We start from the raw sequence: 16,605 nt of genomic DNA on the forward strand, positions 1-16,605 counted from the left end.
GCCGGAGGGTCATCCCCGGTCCCCCGGGGTGTGCAGCAGCGCACCCAGGTCGCCGACGACGGCCCGGGCGCCGGCCGCGAGGAGGTCCTCTCGCCGCTGCGCGTCCTGGGCCACGCCGACGACCGGCACCCCGGCCGCCTTCCCGGCCAGGACGTCGGTGACCGAGTCGCCCAGGAGGACGGCGCTGATCTCGTCGAGGCCGGCCTTGCCCCCCGTGACGCCGCGTTTCGCCATCTGCGCCAGCGCCCGCAGCAGTAGGTCCGGCGCGGGCTTGAGGTCGTCGGTCCGACCCGCGGTGCGGCCGTGGACGCCGGTCAGCCGGGCGGTCAGTCCAGGCACGTGCCGGTCGAGCACGGCAGGGACGACGTCGGGGTCGTTGTTGGTGACGACGAACACCCGCGCCGACCGGGCCAGCGCCTCGTCGAGGAACTCCAGGGCCCCGGGCTGGAGCGGAGCCGTCCGCGCCGCGTCGAGCTCCAGCCGGGTCACCAGCTCGGCCGCGTCGGCGGCGATCCCCGGCGCGTGTCGCCCGATCAGCCGCAGCACCTGCACGTGGTCCGGCTCTTCCCCGAGCACCGCGGCGAGGTCGAGGTCGAGGTCGTTGCGCGCCCGCTCCACGGCATACCCGCGCAGGTCCGCCGACACCTCCAGCCAGCGGGTGCCGGGAAAGATCCGCGCGAGCGGGCCGTCGAAGTCGACCAGGAGCACGTCCGCGGCGTCGACGAGAGCCTGCGCGAGGTCGGTCCGGGGGCTGGTCACCGGACCGACCCTAGGCGAGGGCTTCCATGAGGCCGGCCCCCGAGCTCGGCCGGCAGGCCCGCGGTCTGGGGTGCCCCGGCACGCACGACGTCAAGGGCGCGTTCGGATCCGGTCAAGGTTCGGCCAAGACCTCTTGAGCTACGGGCGGGTAGCCGGTGGGTTGGTCGGACCCCACCGTCGTCGAAGGAGACCCGATGAGACACCGCAAGACGTTCACTGCCACCCTGTCCGCCGCCGCCATGGTCGGCGTTGCCGCGGCCGCGGCCCCGCTGACGGCCACCGCCGTGCCCGTGAACTCGCACTGCGGGACCGAGCCGGGCGGCAACCGGGCGAGCTTCGTGGACCACGAGCAGCTGACCGGAGAGCTGGAGCGCATCGAACGGACCAGCAAGGGCACCGTCGACGTCGAGGTCGTCGGCCAGAGCCACGAGGGGCGGGACATCTACCAGGCCCGCGTCGGCACCGGGGACACCGTGATCCTGGTGCAGAGCCAGATTCACGGCAACGAGAACCACGGCACGGAGGCACTGCTCAGCCTGCTGAAGGAGTTCGGCGGCAACACTGCCGAGGCGAGGATGGTCCGGGAGAACGTCACGATCGTGGCCATCCCGCGGCTGAACGTGGACGGGGCCGAGCACGACACCCGGCAGAACGCGATGAGCTGGGCCGACGTGGTCGAGGCGTTCCCGCAGCTTGCGGGAGTCGAGCCGGCCTGGAACTACCGTGCCTCGGTGCCGGGCTTCGACCTCAACCGCGACTTCAACCCCGACCTCGACTACGTGCCCCAGCCGGAGGACTTCCCGGGCAACAGCGCCGACACCGGGTGGTACATCACCCCCGAGGCGCAGACGGTGCGTGACGTCTACGCCGGCCTGGAGGACGAGTTCGGGATCGTCGACTACTTCGTCGACCTGCACAACCAGTGGCCCTGCTACTCGCAGGAGGGGACGAACAACATGTCGCCGCTGTCGATCTCGGGCCGCTTCATCGCCGACCCGACCGAGTTCGGCGACTGGCCCAACTTTGACTACGACGCCTCACGGCAGGCCAACGTGGCGGTCTACGACGCGCTCCAGGGGCAGGGCAACTCGGGCTTCGGCCACCTGACGCTCTACCCGCAGAACATCAACCTGCCGGGCACCGCGCTGGGGTCGTTCGCGCTGCGGGGGAGCGCGACGGTGCTCTTCGAGACGTCGAGCAACACGCAGTCCGACGGCCAGAAGCGCAACGGCTTCCTCACCAAGCAGGTGGAGATCGGGCTCAAGGGTCTGATCACCGCCGTCGCCGACGGGTCTGTCGAATCCCTGGACCCGGAAGACTACGAGGACATCCCGACCCGGGTGTTTCACCCCGCTGACTGACCATCGCCACCACGGCTGACCAGCCCGCCTGAGCGACGAAGGGTCCGCGCCCGTCCTTGACCGGCGCGGACCCTTGCGTCGTCCGTGCCGTCCTGGACCGGCACGGACCCTGCGCCGTCCGTGCTCCGGCCGTTCGTAGCCACGGTGGCGACACCCCGCCCTGTGCGCGACACACAGGGAGGGCCTGTGCAGGAACCGTGTCCCAGCACGGGACACGCCGCACCGGTGCCAGCACGGTGCACGACACGCCGGGGAGGGGGCGCACAAAACGCCGGGAGCGAGAGCACGGGAGGGCCACCGGCGGTCGAGGCGCCGGCCGGGTGCGCTACGAGACGCCGAACGCCGCGCCACCCGATAGCGTCTGGCCCCATGATCCGCTTCGAGGACGTCACCAAGAGGTACGCCGACGGCACCGTCGCCGTCGACGGCCTGGACCTGGAGGTGCCCCGCGGCGGGATCACCGTCCTCGTCGGGCCGTCGGGGTGCGGCAAGACGACGAGCCTGCGGATGATCAACCGGATGGTCGAGCCGACGTCGGGGCGGATCCTGCTCGAGGGCGAGGACATCGCCGAGCGGCCCGCGGCCCAGCTGCGCCGCCACATCGGCTACGTCATCCAGCACGCCGGCCTCTTCCCGCACCGCACCGTCCTCGCCAACATCATGACCGTCCCGCGGCTCCTCGGCTGGGACCGCGCGAAGTCCCGCCGGGCCGCGATGGAGGCGATCGAGAAGGTCGGGCTCACCGAGGACCAGGCCCGACGCTACCCCGCCCAGCTCTCCGGCGGCCAGCAGCAGCGCGTGGGCGTGGCCCGGGCGCTGGCCGGTGACCCGCAGCTGGTCCTCATGGACGAGCCGTTCAGCGCGGTCGACCCGATCGTGCGGGGCGACCTGCAGGCCGAGGTCCGCCGCCTGCAGAAGGACCTGGGCATCACCATCGTCATGGTCACCCACGACATCGACGAGGCCCTCACGCTCGGCGACCAGATCGCGGTGATGCGCTACGGCGGCCACCTGGCCCAGTTCGCCCCGCCGTCGGAGCTGCTGGCCACCCCGGCCGACGACTTCGTGGCCGACTTCGTGGGCAAGGACCGCGGCTACCGCGCGCTGAGCTTCGCCGCGCCGCACGTCCCGCTCCGCGAGGAACGGACCGTGCGGGTGGGGGAGAGCGTGCCGGCCGGTGCCGGGTGGGTGCTGGTCGTCGACGAGGAGGGTATGCCGCAGGGCTGGGTCGACGTCGACGGCTGGGGCGGCCCGGTGCCGGCGGACAAGGTGCGTCGGTTCGGGACCCTCGCCGAGGTGGGCTCGAGCGCCCGGACCATGCTGGACGCGGCGCTGTCCTCGCCCAGCGGCCGGGGCGTCGTCGTCGAGGAGGGACGGGTCGTCGGGACGGTGACCGCCGACGAGGTGCTCGCGGCCATGCGCCGTGACGGGCACGCGGCCACGCCCCCGGAGCGGCCGGGGGGCACGCTGGAGGAGGCCCGGTGATCGGCGGCGTCGCCTGGGAGACGCTGGGCGAGCTGACCCTGCGCCACCTCTACCTCGCCGGGGTGCCGCTGCTGCTGGGCCTGCTCATCAGCCTGCCGCTGGGCTGGCTGGCCGTGCGCACCCGCTGGCTGCAGGCTCCCGTCGTGGCCAGCACGTCGCTGCTCTACACGATCCCCTCGCTGGCGCTGTTCATCATGCTGCCGCTGCTGCTGGGCACCCGGATCCTCGACGACGCCAACGTCCTGGTCGCGATGACCCTCTACACCGTCGCGCTGCTCACCCGCACGGTCGCCGACGGGTTCGGCTCGGTGCCCGGGCACGTGCGCCAGGCGGCCACGGCGATGGGCTACGGCGAGCTGCGCCGGGTCGTCTCGGTGGACCTGCCGCTGGCGGTCCCAGTCATCACCGCCGGGCTGCGCGTCGCGGCCGTGAGCAACGTCTCGATCGTCTCGATCGCGGCCCTGATCGGCGTGAGCCAGCTGGGGATGCTCTTCACCGACGGCTTCAACCGCAACGCGATGGGGCCGATCGTCGTCGGGGTCGTGGCCTGCGTCGTGCTGGCGGTCGCCCTGGACGCGGCCATCGCCGTCCTGTCCAAGGTGCTGACCCCCTGGCTGCGGAGCGGGGCGAGCGCATGATCGGCCAGACCTTCCAGTGGTTGTTCGACCCGGCGAGCTGGTCGGGGCAGGGCGGCATCCTCGCGCAGTCGCTGGCCCACCTGCGCTACTCCTTCATCGCCCTGCTCGTCGCGTCGGCGATCGCCGTGCCGATCGGGCTCTGGGTCGGGCACACCGGCCGGCTGCGCTGGCTGGCGATCAACCTGACCGGGGCCTTCCGGGCCATCCCCTCCCTGGGCGTGCTCTTCATCGCGGTGCTGCTCCTGCTGCCCCGGCTGCGTGGCGAGTGGGCCTTCGAGGCGCCGGCGCTGATCGTGCTCGTGCTGCTGGCCGTCCCGCCGATCCTGTCGGGCACCTACGCCGGGGTGCAGGCCACCGACCCGGCGGCCCGTGACGCGGCCCGCGGGATGGGGATGACGGGTAGCCAGGTGCTGCGCCAGGTCGAGGTGCCCGGCGCGCTGCCGCTCATCATGTCCGGCATGCGGGCGGCGATGCTGCAGATCATCGGCACTGCGACCATCGCCGCGATCGTCGGCCTGGGCGGCCTGGGGCGCTTCCTCATCGACGGGCAGGCCAGCCGCGACTACGCGATGATGGCCGGTGGCTCGATCGCGGTGGCTGCCCTGGCCCTCCTCGTCGACCAGGTCCTGGCGACGGTCCAGCGCCTCGTGGTCTCCCCGGGGCTGCGGCACGCCTCGGCGGGCTAGCCGCAGCCGGCCACACTGTTGCACGGCCGGCGAGGAGCCGTCCGTCCCCTGTGCGCAGAATGGACCCATGACCTCCGTCATCTGGGACCTCGGCGGCACCCTCGTCGACACCTATCCCGACGTGGACCGTGCCCTGGCGGGCGCCGTGCACGGGGACGATCCGGGGGGGGAGGAGGAGCTGAACGAGGTGGCCGAGCTGACCCGGGTCTCCAGCGGGCACGCGATCGAGACCCTGGCGCAGCGTCACGGGGTGTCCCCGGAGGACCTGCGTGCGGCCTACGAGCGGACGAAGGAGACCTGGCGCTCCAGCCCTCCGCCGGTGGTCGACGGCGCGCGCGCCGTGATCGCCAGGGTCCGGGAGGAGGGCGGTCTCAACCTGGTGGCCACCCACCGGGACCGGGAGAGCGCGACCCAGCTCCTGCACATCCTCGGGGTGGACGTGGACGACATGGTCTGCGCCCCCGACGGCTTCGCCCGCAAGCCCGACCCGGCGATGGTGCTCGAGCTGCTGGAGCGGCACGGCCTGGACCCGGAGGAGGTGCTGGCCGTCGGCGACCGCCCCGGCGACGTCGCGGCGGCCCGGGCCGCAGGTGTGCGCGGTGTCCTGCTGCAGACGCCGGGCATCCCCCTGGAGGCGCCCGGAGCCGAGCGGATCACGGCGGTGGAGGAGCTGCTCGACCTGCTCCCACCGTCCGCCTGAGCAGCCGTCGCGGTCCTGCTGTGGCAGGCTGGCTCCAGACATCCACCACCGGGGAGGAACCCTCATGAAGCGCACCTCGATCCTGGCCCTGACCCTCGCCGTCCTCGTCCCGCTCAGCGCGTGCGGTGGCGGTGACGACCCCCTCGAGGCGGAGACCCCCGAGAGCGAGGGTTCCGCCGACGGAGGCGACGGGTCCACGGACGGCACCGACGCGACCGACGACACCGGGTCCACCGGTGGTGCGGCCGCCGGGGGCGAGGACGTCGGTGAGATCGTCGTCGGCTCGGCCAACTTCCCCGAGAACGTGCTGCTCGCCGAGATCTACGCGGCAGCGCTCTCCGACGCCGGCGTGGACGTGTCGACCACCCTCAACATCGGCAGCCGGGAGACCTACATGGCCGGGCTGGAGGACGGGTCGATCGACCTCATCCCGGAGTACACCGGCGGGCTGGCGACCTTCCTCAACCCCGAGATCACGGTCACGTCCTCCGAGGAGGTGCTGGCCGAGGCGGAGGAGAACCTGCCCGAGGGCCTGCAGCTGTCGAGATCAGCGACGCCGAGGACAAGGACTCGTTGGTGGTGACGAGCGAGACGGCCGACACCCTGGGCCTGAGCACCATCGCCGACCTGGAGCCGCACGCGGCGGAGATGGTCCTCGGCGGGCCGCCGGAGTTCGAGTCCCGGCCCAACGGCGTGGACGGGCTGAGCGAGGTCTACGGGCTGGAGTTCGCCCAGTTCCGCTCGCTGTCCGCCGGCTCCACGCTGACGGTCCAGTCCCTGGTCAACGGACAGGTCGACGTGGCCAACATCTTCACCACCGACCCGGCCGTGGGCGAGAACGACCTGGTCGTCCTGGAGGACCCCGAGTCGCTGTTCGCCGCCCAGAACATCGTGCCGCTCATCAGCTCCGACGTGGTCAACGGCACGGTCGAGGAGGCCCTGAACGAGGTCTCGGCCGCCCTGACCACCGACAACCTCACCGACATGATGGTCCAGGTCGTCACCGAGGGTCAGGACCCGGCGGCGGTGGCGCGGGAGTTCATCGACGAGAACCTCTGACCGGGCGGTGAACCCCGTCAAGGAGGTCGTCGACGAGGTGCGCGACTTCGTCGAGGCCGCCCTCGTCAAGCCGGTCCCCGGCCGTCCGGAGGACCCGCCCGAGCTCCGGCGGCGCCGGCGGACCGTCGTCGCCCTCACGCTGGCGCTCGGGGCCGTGCTGCTCTGGTGGTCGCTCGCGCTCCCGCCCGGCGACCCCTCCTTCTACTACGGCACGGCCGTCCTGGCGGTCGTCTGGGCCGGCGGGGCGTTCGCGTCGGGCCCGCTGCGGCGGGGCCGGGCCAACACCCGCGAGGGCACGCGCTACGTCGTCCCGGTCGTCCAGCCGGTCGCCCTGGGCCTGCTGCTGCTGGCGCTCTTCCTCGCCGGGGCGCTGCTCGTCTCCCGGGTCCCGCTCCTGGCCGAGCCGGTCGAGGGGCTGCTGGACCACGCCCGCGCCGGCGTCCTGTGGGTGGTCCTGCTCATCACCGTGGTCAACGGGGTGCGGAGGAGCTCTTCTTCCGCGGTGCTCTCTACGCCGCCCTGCCCAGGCACTGGGCGGTCGTCGGCAACGTCGTCGTCTACGCGGTCGTCACGGTCGCGGTCGGCGTGCCCCTGCTCGTCTTCGCCGCGGTCCTCATCGGGGTCGTCTGCTCCCTCCAGCGCCGGGTCACCGGCGGTGTGCTGGCCCCGATCATCACGCACATCACCTGGTCGGCCGGCATGCTGCTGCTCCTTCCTCCGCTCATGGAGCTGCTCCGATGACTCGCCCGACCATCCGCACGACCCGCCTGACCCTCCGCACGACCCGACCGACCCCTCCGCGCCACGCCCACCCGTGACACCGCATACCCCCTCCACCCCCAGGAGCACCGCATGACCGGAACGACCGTCCCCACCGGGACCGACACCAGCCCCGCCGCCGACCTCGACCCGACCGGCACGCCTCCGGGGCCGGGCGACCTCGCCCTGGTCACCGGCGCGACCGGCTACATCGGCGGGCTGCTCGTGCCGCAGCTGCTCGAGGCCGGCTGGCGGGTGCGGAGTCTCACCCGCTCGGCGGGCAGGCTGACCGAGGACTGGGCGGACCGGGTCGAGGTCGTCGAGGGCGACGCGCAGGACGCCGACGACGTGCGCCGGGCGATGGAGGGGGTGGCGGTCGCCTACTACCTGCTGCACTCGATGGACGGTGAGGGCGACTTCCGCGAGCGCGACCGGCGGATGGCCAGCACCTTCTCCACGGCGGCTCTGGAGGCCGGGGTCTCACGGCTGGTCTACCTCTCCGGCCTGCACCCCGACGGGGAGCTCTCCTCCCACCTGGCCTCGCGCGTGGAGGTCGGCGACATCCTCCTGGACTCGGGGGTGCCCGCCGCCGTGCTCCAGGCGGCGGTCGTCATCGGCGACGGGTCGGTGAGCTTCGAGATGCTGCGCTACCTCACCGGGCGGCTGCCGGCGATGGTCGCGCCGAAGTGGTTGCACAACCGCATCCAGCCGATCGCGGTGGACGACGTCCTGCACTACCTCGTCGGCGCCGCCTCGCTGCCGGCGGAGGTCAACCGGACGTTCGACATCGGCGGGCCGGACGTGCTGACCTACGAGGAGATGATGCAGGGGTTCGCCCAGGTCAACGGCATGCGCCGCCGGTTCATCGTCACGCTGCCGGTCCTGACGCCGTGGCTGGCCGGGCACTGGGTCGGGCTGGTGACGCCGGTGGCCTCGGGCGTGGCCAAGCCGCTCGTGGGCTCGCTCGTGCACGAGGTGGTCTGCAAGGAGGACGACATCGTCGAGCTGGTCGGAGAGCCCGAGGGTGGGCGCACGCCCTACCGGACGGCGGTGCGGCTGGCGATGGCCGACGCGGACCCGGACCCGGTGCGCGAGGTCGGGCCGAAGATCGCGGCCGGGGTCGGGGCGGGTATGGGGCTGCTCGCCCTGGGGAAGGTGCTCGCCCGGCGGAGGTGACGGGGTCGGGCGGGGGTCGGCGGGCGGCGGCCGGTCCGCCGGTCCCCGACACCATGAACGGCCGCGGCGGTTCGCCGACCACGGGCCCCCGTGGCCCGCGAAGGCCAGCCCTCACATGGTCCGCGAAGGTCGGCCCCGCAGGGCCCGCGACGGTCTCCTGGCTCAGCGCAGCGAGTCGACCATGGCCCGGGCGGCCTCGACGACCCCGACGTCGAGGCGGGTGGCGCCGAGCTCCTCGGGCCAGTCCTGCCCGCAGCCGAAGCCGCCCAGGTAGACCTGGGGAGGGTCGGCCGTCCCACCCAGGGCCTCCACGAGCTCGCGGGCGGCGGGGTCGTCCTTGGTGAGGGGCACCGAGATCGTCACAGCCGCGGGGTGCAGCTGCTCGACGGCGCGGAGCCAGCTGGCGACCGGGAGGTCGCGCGAGGCCGAGGTAGCGCACGTCGGCCCCCAGCCGTCGCAGGCAGGTGGCCAGCGCCAGCGAACCGAGCTCGTGCATGGCCCCGGGCGGAAGACCGACGACGACCACGGGTCCGCCCTCCTGCGGGCCGGCGGCCTCGAAGGCCCGGCTCAGCCGCCGGTGGACGGCGGCGCTGACGAAGTGCTCGCCACCGACGTCGACGAGGCCGTCGACCCACGCCTGGCCCAGCCGGGCGAGCGCGGGGGTCAGCCAGCGCTCGAACACGACCTCGAACGAACCGACGGAGAACGCCTGGTCCAGCGTGCGGTCCAGACTGATGCGGTCGAGCGAGCGCGCGGGGGCGATGAGCGCCTCGAGCGGAGGCAGGCCCGTGGAGGACAGGTCGAGGGGGACCCAGCCGTCCCGCCGGGGTGACCGGTCGCCGTCGGCCGAGGTGCGTGCGGACCCCCGGGGGGCCTCGCCGCCGGCCGTCTCCTGGCCCGTGCCGTTGCGTCCCTGCGCGTCGTCGGCACGGACCAGGGAGACCTTGCCGTCCCGTGAGCTGACCGCCCTCAGCCCACGGACCTGCTCGGCGGCGAGGGAGGCCGGCGTGCCCGCCTCGACGAGCTCGGCCATCCGGCGGAGCGGGCCACGTCCTCGTCGTCGTAGAGGCGGTAGCGCGACTCGCTCCGGCCGGGTTCGACGACGCCGTACCGGCGCTCCCAGGCCCGCAGGCGGTCGGTGGCGACGCCGGTGAGCCCGCTGACCTGCTTGACCGTGTAACGGACCGTCATTGTCGCCTCCTTTGTGCCTCGATCATGGACGGACGATGGATCAAGGGTAGCGGAGGCTTGGACGGAGCCTGGACAACCCGAGGGCGGTGGTGCGTCGGTGCGGTGCTGGGCGTCGTCGCGGTCTGGTCACTCGCACCAGGGGTAGAGGAAGAGGCTGTCGTCGCCGGCGCGGTGGTCGGCCAGCACGACGGACAGTGGCAGCACCTGGCCGAGGCCGGAGATGTCGGCGCCCTCACGGACGGTGATTCCCACGGCGGTGGCGGTGGAGATCGGCAGGCCCGCCTTGGCCACGCCGGAGAACGCGCCGATGTCTTTGAGCTTGGCGATCCCGGCCTGCATGCACGCGGTGTCGGGCTTGGCCGCAGGGGCCGCGGCGGCGGGGGCTGCCAGCGCCCCGAGAGCGAGGGTGGCGGCGGTGGCGAGGCTGGCGAACTTCTTCATGGGTTCCTCCTGGAGGCTGGGGGTCGTCGTCGACCCGGTGAGAGGATCATGGCGCGTAGGCACAAGGTATGTCAAGTGTTTGTCTAATGCTTGTCAGATGTGCGGTCGCCCACTGAGGAGTCCGCCGGGGTGACGGGTGGGCGAACGTCGGATGAGGGGTGTGCGACACGGGGTGCTTACGGGTAGCAGCGAAGAGGGGGAGGGGGTACCTTGCCAAGGTCCCCCCACGGCACATCCTTCAGGGAGAAGACCAGCAATGAAGCGCACTCTCGCCCTCGCGCTCGCCGCGGTGACCGCGACCTCCATGGTCGGCGCCACCGCCGTCGCAGCGCCCAACGACAAGGCCAACGAGAAGGCCCACACCGCCCCGCACGGGAAGGCCAAGGGTCACGACAAGGACAAGGCCGACAACCCGAACAAGGGCAAGGGCAACAACAACGGCAAGAAGGGCAAAACTCCGCCTGGCCAGCTCGTCGACGTCCAGCTGCTGCAGTTCAGCGACTTCCACGGTCGGCTCCAGCCGGAGGACCTGGTCATCAACAACGAGTTGGTCGGCACCTACGGTGGCGCCGCCTACCTTGCCGGGCTGGTCAACGAACTGACGCGGGACTTCCGTGGTGCGACGTTGACCGTTTCGTCGGGAGACAGCATCGGCGGGTCGGCCTTCTACTCCGGCCTGTTCCAGGACGAGCCCACCATCGAGGTGCTCAACGCCATGGGGCTGGACGCCTCGGCGGTCGGCAACCACGAGTTCGACGAGGGGGTCGACGAGCTCTTCCGCATGGTCGAGGGTGGCAACCACCCCGAGCTGGGACAGATGGGTGACTCGCCGTATGCGGGGGCCGACTTTCCCTACCTCGCGGCGAACGTGCAGTGGAAGGGAACCGACGACCCCATCCTGCCCCCCTACGTCGTCAAGAAGGTCAAGGGTGTCGAGGTCGGGTTCATCGGAGTCGTGACGTCGGACACCCCCATCCTGGTGTCGCCAGGAGGGATCGCAGACGTCGAGTTCACCGACGAGGCAGATGCGCTCAACCGGTACACCGCCGAGCTGCAGGCTCAGGGCGTGGAGGCGATCGTTGGACTGGTGCATGAAGGCGGCTTCGACGGAGGGGCCTATTCAAGAACGATCAGCACCGAGGACGTCAACGCCGGGTGCGACACTCTCGCGGGTCCCATCGTCGACATCCACGACAGGACGTCGCAGGAGGTCGACGTGCTTCTCACGGGGCACACGCACAACGGCTTCGCCTGCCTCCTCGACACCGGCGGCGAGGGTGCTCCGCGCGCCGTGGCGGGGCCGGGCGACTGGGGGCGCGTGCTGAGCCAGACGACGTTCCAGGTCGACCGGCGCACCAACGACATCGTCCGGGAGTCCCTGAGCGTCGAGAACCACCTCGTCGACAACGCCACGATCTCGCCCGATCCCCAGATCCAGGCCATCGTGGACGAGTGGGTGGCTCGTGGCGACGTCGTGGGTGAGACCGTCGTCGGATCGACCGCCGAAGCGATCGAGGGTGACGAAGGCACCGCCGGGCCGAACGGCGAGCGGTCAAGGTCCTTCGAGACCCCCATGGCCAACCTGGTCGCCGACTCGATCCTCTGGGGCACCCAGGAGAACGGGGCCCAGATCGCCTTCATGAACGTCGGGGGCGTGCGCGCGAGCCTCGACCAGGGCGACGTCACCTACCGCGAGGCCTACGAGGTCATGCCGTTCAACAACATCCTGGTGACGGTCACCATGACCGGGGCGCAGATCGAGGCGGTCCTGAACCAGCAGTACATCGCGACCCGGGGTCGTCCCCAGCTTGCACTGGGGGTCTCCGAGGGCTTCACCTACACGTGGGACAACACGGCCAAGGCGGTCGTCCCCGGCACGATGGAGCTGAACGGTGTGCCGATCGAGCCGGACGCGACCTACCGCGTGTCGACGTTGAACTTCCTGCAGGAGGGTGGGGACGGGTTCACCGCCTTCGGCAGCACCGGGCTCACCGGTGGGCCGGAGGACCTGGCGAACTTTGTCAACTACATCCGTGAGTTCTCTCCCCTGACGGCTCCCGGGGACCGCGTCGCCGGACTCTGATCCGCGGACGGCCACCGGCCGACCCAGCAGCACACGGACGGGCCACCCCCTCGGGGGTGGCCCGTCCCGCGCGTCCGGCCACGCGTCGGCCCCCGCAGAGGAGGTGCGGCGCGCACTTCCCGCCGGCACGGCATACTCGAATGGGGCTCGTGTGACGCAAGTGACGATCTTCCTTGGCTGTTTCCTCACAGGTGGGCAAAGCCGGCAAATTCACTCTGGTCAGGGGGCCTGTGGCGGGCATACAGTTGCATCGACGCGAGCCCCCGTGACGGGCCTTGCGCAGGACTTCGGCACAGGAAGCAGAGCAGCGATGTCAGCACCAGGGGGATCCCACCGGGCAGGATCGGTGGGAGCGGCACGATGGAGCGCGACGGCGCTGCTGGCGGGGGTGCTGGCCCTGGGTTGGGTGCCGGCGATGGCCACTCCGGAACCGCCCCCGGTCGACCCTCTCGGAGGAGCGGCCCCGGCCGACCCCGGAGCGTCCGAGCAGCCCGCCACCGGGGGCACGACCCCCGCACCCGTCCCCGCCCCGCCCCCGGCCGCGACCGGTTTCGTGCCCAACGGCAACGCGGGCGGCCCGGCCGTCTTCTCCCCGGTGCCGGCCGACCCGTCGATCGTGCCGGAGGCGCCCGAGAACGAGGGCCTCCCGGTGGAGGTCGACGATCGCGGCCCGTTCGCCCAGCAGGTCTCCTGCGACCCGATGGACCGCCCCGGCGTCGTCGCCTTCGCCCTGCTGGTCAGCACGCACTACGAGCGGCCCACCTGGTTCGGCTCGCGCCCCTGCATCGACTACGCCAGCTTCCACCACGACGGCCGCGGGCTCGACTGGCCGCTCAACGCCTTCGACCCCGCCGACCGGCAGATCGCGGACGCGGTCATCGTGTGGCTCACGGACAAGGACGGCGAGATGGCCGACCGGTTCGGCCTGGAGTACCTCATCTGGAACGGCCTCATCTGGCACGGCGACGGGCGCGGCTGGCAGTTCTACACCGGCACCCCGCACACCGACCACATCCACTTCTCCTTCACCTGGGACGGCGCCCAGATGCGCACCTCCTGGTGGACCGGCGTGGCCGTCAGCAAGCCCGACCTGGGACCCTGCGACGTCATCCCCGGGCAGTACGCCGCACTCCACCAGCTCCCGCGCGTCACCGCGTGCGAGTCGGGGGCGCTGGCGACCGCACCCGCGACGGGTATGGCGCGCGTGCGCCCCGGCGAGTCCGGCGGCGGTGTCGCGATGCTCCAGGAGCAGCTCACGCTGCCGGTCAGCGGCGTGCTCGACGACCGGACCCGCCAGGCGCTCATCGACTGGCAGACCGAGCACGACCTGCCGGTCACCGGGATCGCGGACGACTTCACCTACGCGGCGCTGCTGGGCTGGGAGCTGGGCGAGCTGCCGGAGGCCGTCCGGCCGGTGAAGCGGGCGGACTGGCAGTCCACGGCCTTCACCCCCCACCTGCGCACCACCGTCGCCCAGGGCGACTCGGGCAAGGCCGTCAAGGTCATCCAGGAGTTCCTCGGCGTCGAGGTCGACGGCGAGTTCGGACCCATCACGGCCAAGGCGCTGGGCGAGTGGGAGGAGAGCGTGCCGGTGCTCGCGGCCCAGGCGGAGCGTCAGGCCGAGGACGCGGCCGTCGTGACCCCCCTCACCTGGCTGATCGCCGAACGCACCGCCCACCCCACGTTCGCCGTGCGCGACGTCGAGCTGGAGCACGGCAGCCTGGACGAGGCCGCCGACCCCGCGGGTGAGCTGCTCGAGGCCAGGACCGTCGAGGAGGGGGAGCCCGAGCCGGAGTACGCCGGCGGGGCCGTCGCCCTCCTCCAGCGGCTGCTCGACCTCGAGGACGACGGCAGCTTCGGTCCGCTGACCGAGGAGGCCGTCCGCGAGGTGCAGAAGAAGGCCGAGCTCGAGGTCACCGGCGTGGTCGACGGACCGACCTGGGCAGCTGTCGAGAAGGCGGCCCTGAAAGCCGGCACCGTCGACGGAGCCCCCGGTGCGGAGGAGGCCCGCGAGCGCCGCGAGGCGAAGAAGGCGGCCGAGAAGAAGGCCAAGGAGGAGGCCGAGGCCAAGGAGGCCGCGGCCGAGGAGAAGGCCAAGGCCGAGAAGAAGGCCGAGGAGGCCGCGAGGAAGGCCGCCGAGCAGGCGCAGCACGACGCAGCGGTCGTCGCCGCCGGCTGACCCACCGACCGGCCCGGGCCGGCGCGCCTCGGTCGACGATCGGGCGGGGGTTCCCGGCCCGTGCCGGGACCGGGTCCCGCCGCTAGGGTTGACCCCATGGCGCGCACCCACATCGCTGCCCGGCTGGAGGACACCGTCCGCGCCCGGGTCATGTCGTCCCTGGTGAAGCGCGGGTGGCAGCAGCGGCTGTTCGGCTACACCGGGTACGCCAGCGTGGAACGGGCCCGGGTGTTCGCCCGCGTGGTCCTCTCCCGCCACGACCCGGAGGAGCGGACCGCCCTCACCCACGCCCAGGACTCCCTGCTGGACATCGCCCAGCGCGGCTGGCGCGTCTTCCTCACGGCACCGTACGTCGGCGCGCGGGTGGTCGTGCGGATGGGCGACGCGACCGTCGAGACCCTGAGCGACCGCGGCGGCTACATCGACGTCGAGGTCCCCGGCCACGGGCTTCCCCCCGGCTGGCAGGAGGCCGCGGTCTCGCTGGCCAACGGCGACACGGTCACGGGTCACGGTGTCGGCGCGCGTGGTCGACCCCTCGGCCGAGGTCGGCCTGGTCAGCGACATCGACGACACCGTGATGATCACCCACCTGCCGCGCATCTTCATCGCCGGCTGGAACACGTTCGTGCGTTCGGAGATGGTGCGCGAGCGGGTGCCCCGGGATGGGCTCCATGTACCGCGCACTCGTGGCCGAGGACCCGCAGATGCCGCTGTTCTACCTCTCCACCGGGGCGTGGAACACCGCCCCGGCGCTGACCCGCTTCCTGCGGCGGCACGACTACCCCGTCGGGCCGATGCTGCTCACCGACTGGGGACCGACCAACACGGGGTGGTTCCGCTCCGGCCAGGAGCACAAGGAGCGTGAGCTGCGCCGGCTGGTCGCGGAGTTCCCGCACATCCGGTGGATCCTCGTCGGCGACGACGGGCAGCACGACCCGGTCATCTACGGCACCCTGGCCGCCGAGCACCCGGACGCGGTCGAGGCGATCTGCATCCGCGAGCTGACCCCCGCCGAGCAGGTGCTCTCCAGCGGTCTTCCGGTGGCCACGGACGAGCTGCTCGGCAAGCGGGCCAAGGCACCGATGCTCAAGGCGCCCAACGGCTACGGCCTGCACCAGCTGCTCGTGGGGGCGCGGCAGCGCCGGCGGGAGGAGGCCGGCCGGCGACCCCCGACCCCGGCAGCGGGCTGGCCGTCGTGCCCGACGCGCAGGTGCAGGAGGGCGAGGGTGCCTGAGCTGCCGGAGGTGCAGGCGCTCGTCGACTTCCTCGCCGGGCGCACCCTGGACCGGGTCGTCACCGACGTCGAGCTCGGGTCCATCGCGGTGCTCAAGACCTTCGACCCGCCGCCGGACTCGCTCGTGGGCCGTCCGGTCGACGGTGTGCACCGCCACGGCAAGTTCGTCGACCTCGACGTCGACGGCACCCACCTCGTCTTCCACCTGGCGCGCGCCGGCTGGCTGCGCTGGTACGAGGAGGTGCCCGCGACCCGGGTCCGCCCGGGCAGGTCGCCCATCGCCCTGCGGGTGCGCCTCGACGACGACTCCGGCTTCGACCTCACCGAGGCGGGGACCCGCAAGGGCCTGGCGGCGTATGTCGTTCCCGACCCCGCCGCGGTCCCCGGCATCGCCTCCCTCGGGCCGGACCCCCTCGCCGAGGACTTCGACCTGGCGCAGTTCACCGCCCTGCTCGAGGGCCGGCGCACGCAGGTCAAGGGCCTGCTGCGGGACCAGTCGGTGCTCGCCGGCGTCGGGAACGCCTACTCCGACGAGGTGCTGCACGCGGCCCGGCTGTCACCGTTCGCGATCGCGGCCAAGCTCACCGAGGAGGAGGTGGCCCGCCTCTACGAGGCGCTCCGCACGACGCTGACCGCCGCCGTCCTGGCCGCCGAGGGACGGCCCGCGGCCGAGCTGAAGGACGCCAAGCGGCAGGGGATGAACGTCCACGGCCGCACCGGCGAGGCCTGCCCCGTGTGCGGGGACACCGTCCACGAGGTCTCCTTCGCGGACAGCTCGCTCCAGTACTGCCCGACCTGCCAGACCGGCGGCAAGGAGCTGGCCGACCGGCGCATGTCCCGCCTGCTGCGGTAGA

Annotated in this window: 17 protein-coding genes and 1 pseudogene; 14 read left to right on the plus strand and 4 right to left on the minus strand. The window is 72.4% G+C overall.

The features are described 5' to 3' along the window. Positions 1 to 9 precede the first annotated feature (9 nt). Positions 10 to 759, minus strand: a complete 750-nt coding sequence (locus ACQ95T_RS01210) for an HAD family hydrolase (protein WP_425942993.1) — start codon at positions 757 to 759, stop codon at positions 10 to 12. A 194-nt stretch (positions 760 to 953) separates the two neighbouring features. On the opposite strand from ACQ95T_RS01210, the gene ACQ95T_RS01215 reads away from it, so the two are divergent. From ACQ95T_RS01215 to ACQ95T_RS01255, 9 genes are all read left to right on the plus strand, one after another. Beyond that, the gene (locus tag ACQ95T_RS01215) at positions 954 to 2,120 is read left to right on the plus strand and encodes a M14 family zinc carboxypeptidase (protein WP_425942994.1); all 1,167 of its coding nucleotides are present in this window, start codon (positions 954 to 956) and stop codon (positions 2,118 to 2,120) included. Between the two features lie 369 nt (positions 2,121 to 2,489). Continuing rightward, positions 2,490 to 3,605, plus strand: coding sequence for an ABC transporter ATP-binding protein (locus ACQ95T_RS01220; protein ID WP_425942995.1), 1,116 nt, complete (start codon positions 2,490 to 2,492; stop codon positions 3,603 to 3,605). Further along, positions 3,602 to 4,243 carry an ABC transporter permease gene (locus ACQ95T_RS01225; protein ID WP_425942996.1) on the plus strand — a complete coding sequence of 214 codons (642 nt, stop codon included), beginning with the start codon at positions 3,602 to 3,604 and terminating at the stop codon, positions 4,241 to 4,243. Before ACQ95T_RS01220 ends, ACQ95T_RS01225 begins: the two co-directional genes overlap by 4 nt. Then, a complete protein-coding gene (locus ACQ95T_RS01230) occupies positions 4,240 to 4,929 on the plus strand; it encodes an ABC transporter permease (protein WP_425942997.1) in 690 nt (229 codons plus the stop codon). Before ACQ95T_RS01225 ends, ACQ95T_RS01230 begins: the two co-directional genes overlap by 4 nt. Positions 4,930 to 4,996: 67 nt before the next feature. After that, on the plus strand, positions 4,997 to 5,629 hold the full coding sequence (locus ACQ95T_RS01235; RefSeq protein WP_431473415.1) for an HAD-IA family hydrolase: 633 nt from the start codon (positions 4,997 to 4,999) through the stop codon (positions 5,627 to 5,629). 64 nt (positions 5,630 to 5,693) lie between these two features. Then, entirely contained in the window at positions 5,694 to 6,212 is a 519-nt protein-coding gene (locus ACQ95T_RS01240) for a glycine betaine ABC transporter substrate-binding protein (protein WP_431473416.1), read from the plus strand. Then, complete coding sequence (locus tag ACQ95T_RS01245) at positions 6,209 to 6,688, plus strand: ABC transporter substrate-binding protein (RefSeq protein ID WP_431473417.1); 480 nt, start codon at positions 6,209 to 6,211, stop codon at positions 6,686 to 6,688. Before ACQ95T_RS01240 ends, ACQ95T_RS01245 begins: the two co-directional genes overlap by 4 nt. 444 nt (positions 6,689 to 7,132) lie before the next feature. Next, positions 7,133 to 7,429 (plus strand): CPBP family intramembrane glutamic endopeptidase, encoded by a 297-nt coding sequence (locus ACQ95T_RS01250; RefSeq protein WP_431473418.1) that lies wholly within the window; start codon positions 7,133 to 7,135, stop codon positions 7,427 to 7,429. A gap of 111 nt (positions 7,430 to 7,540) precedes the next feature. Next, positions 7,541 to 8,623 carry an NAD(P)H-binding protein gene (locus ACQ95T_RS01255; RefSeq protein ID WP_425943001.1) on the plus strand — a complete coding sequence of 361 codons (1,083 nt, stop codon included), beginning with the start codon at positions 7,541 to 7,543 and terminating at the stop codon, positions 8,621 to 8,623. Between the two features lie 162 nt (positions 8,624 to 8,785). Here the strand turns inward: ACQ95T_RS01255 and ACQ95T_RS01260 are convergent, their stop codons facing one another. From ACQ95T_RS01260 to ACQ95T_RS01270, 3 genes are all read right to left on the minus strand, one after another. Further along, entirely contained in the window at positions 8,786 to 8,986 is a 201-nt protein-coding gene (locus ACQ95T_RS01260; RefSeq protein ID WP_431473419.1) for a hypothetical protein, read from the minus strand. A gap of 606 nt (positions 8,987 to 9,592) precedes the next feature. Beyond that, the gene (locus tag ACQ95T_RS01265) at positions 9,593 to 9,814 is read right to left on the minus strand and encodes a MerR family transcriptional regulator (protein ID WP_431473420.1); all 222 of its coding nucleotides are present in this window, start codon (positions 9,812 to 9,814) and stop codon (positions 9,593 to 9,595) included. Between the two features lie 126 nt (positions 9,815 to 9,940). Then, positions 9,941 to 10,255, minus strand: a complete 315-nt coding sequence (locus ACQ95T_RS01270; RefSeq protein WP_425943003.1) for a hypothetical protein — start codon at positions 10,253 to 10,255, stop codon at positions 9,941 to 9,943. Between the two features lie 256 nt (positions 10,256 to 10,511). Between ACQ95T_RS01270 and ACQ95T_RS01275 the strand changes: the two genes are divergently transcribed. The 5 genes and pseudogenes from ACQ95T_RS01275 (at position 10,512) to ACQ95T_RS01295 (ending at position 16,604) form a co-directional block, all read left to right on the plus strand. Further along, positions 10,512 to 12,338, plus strand: a complete 1,827-nt coding sequence (locus tag ACQ95T_RS01275; RefSeq protein WP_425943004.1) for a bifunctional metallophosphatase/5'-nucleotidase — start codon at positions 10,512 to 10,514, stop codon at positions 12,336 to 12,338. Between the two features lie 346 nt (positions 12,339 to 12,684). Next, positions 12,685 to 14,517: a peptidoglycan-binding domain-containing protein gene (locus ACQ95T_RS01280; protein WP_425943005.1), complete on the plus strand. Its 1,833-nt coding sequence runs from the start codon at positions 12,685 to 12,687 to the stop codon at positions 14,515 to 14,517. 96 nt (positions 14,518 to 14,613) lie between these two features. Further along, a complete protein-coding gene (locus tag ACQ95T_RS01285; RefSeq protein WP_431473421.1) occupies positions 14,614 to 15,273 on the plus strand; it encodes a hypothetical protein in 660 nt (219 codons plus the stop codon). After that, positions 15,222 to 15,458: pseudogene (locus tag ACQ95T_RS01290) on the plus strand (phosphatase domain-containing protein); the annotation flags it as partial. The gene ACQ95T_RS01285 and the pseudogene ACQ95T_RS01290, both read left to right, overlap by 52 nt. A gap of 285 nt (positions 15,459 to 15,743) precedes the next feature. Continuing rightward, on the plus strand, positions 15,744 to 16,604 hold the full coding sequence (locus tag ACQ95T_RS01295; RefSeq protein WP_425943007.1) for an Fpg/Nei family DNA glycosylase: 861 nt from the start codon (positions 15,744 to 15,746) through the stop codon (positions 16,602 to 16,604). Position 16,605: the final 1 nt, after the last annotated feature.

The sequence above is a fragment of the Ornithinimicrobium carbonis genome (genome assembly GCF_050703245.1).
Classification (GTDB): Bacteria; Actinomycetota; Actinomycetes; order Actinomycetales; family Dermatophilaceae; genus Ornithinicoccus.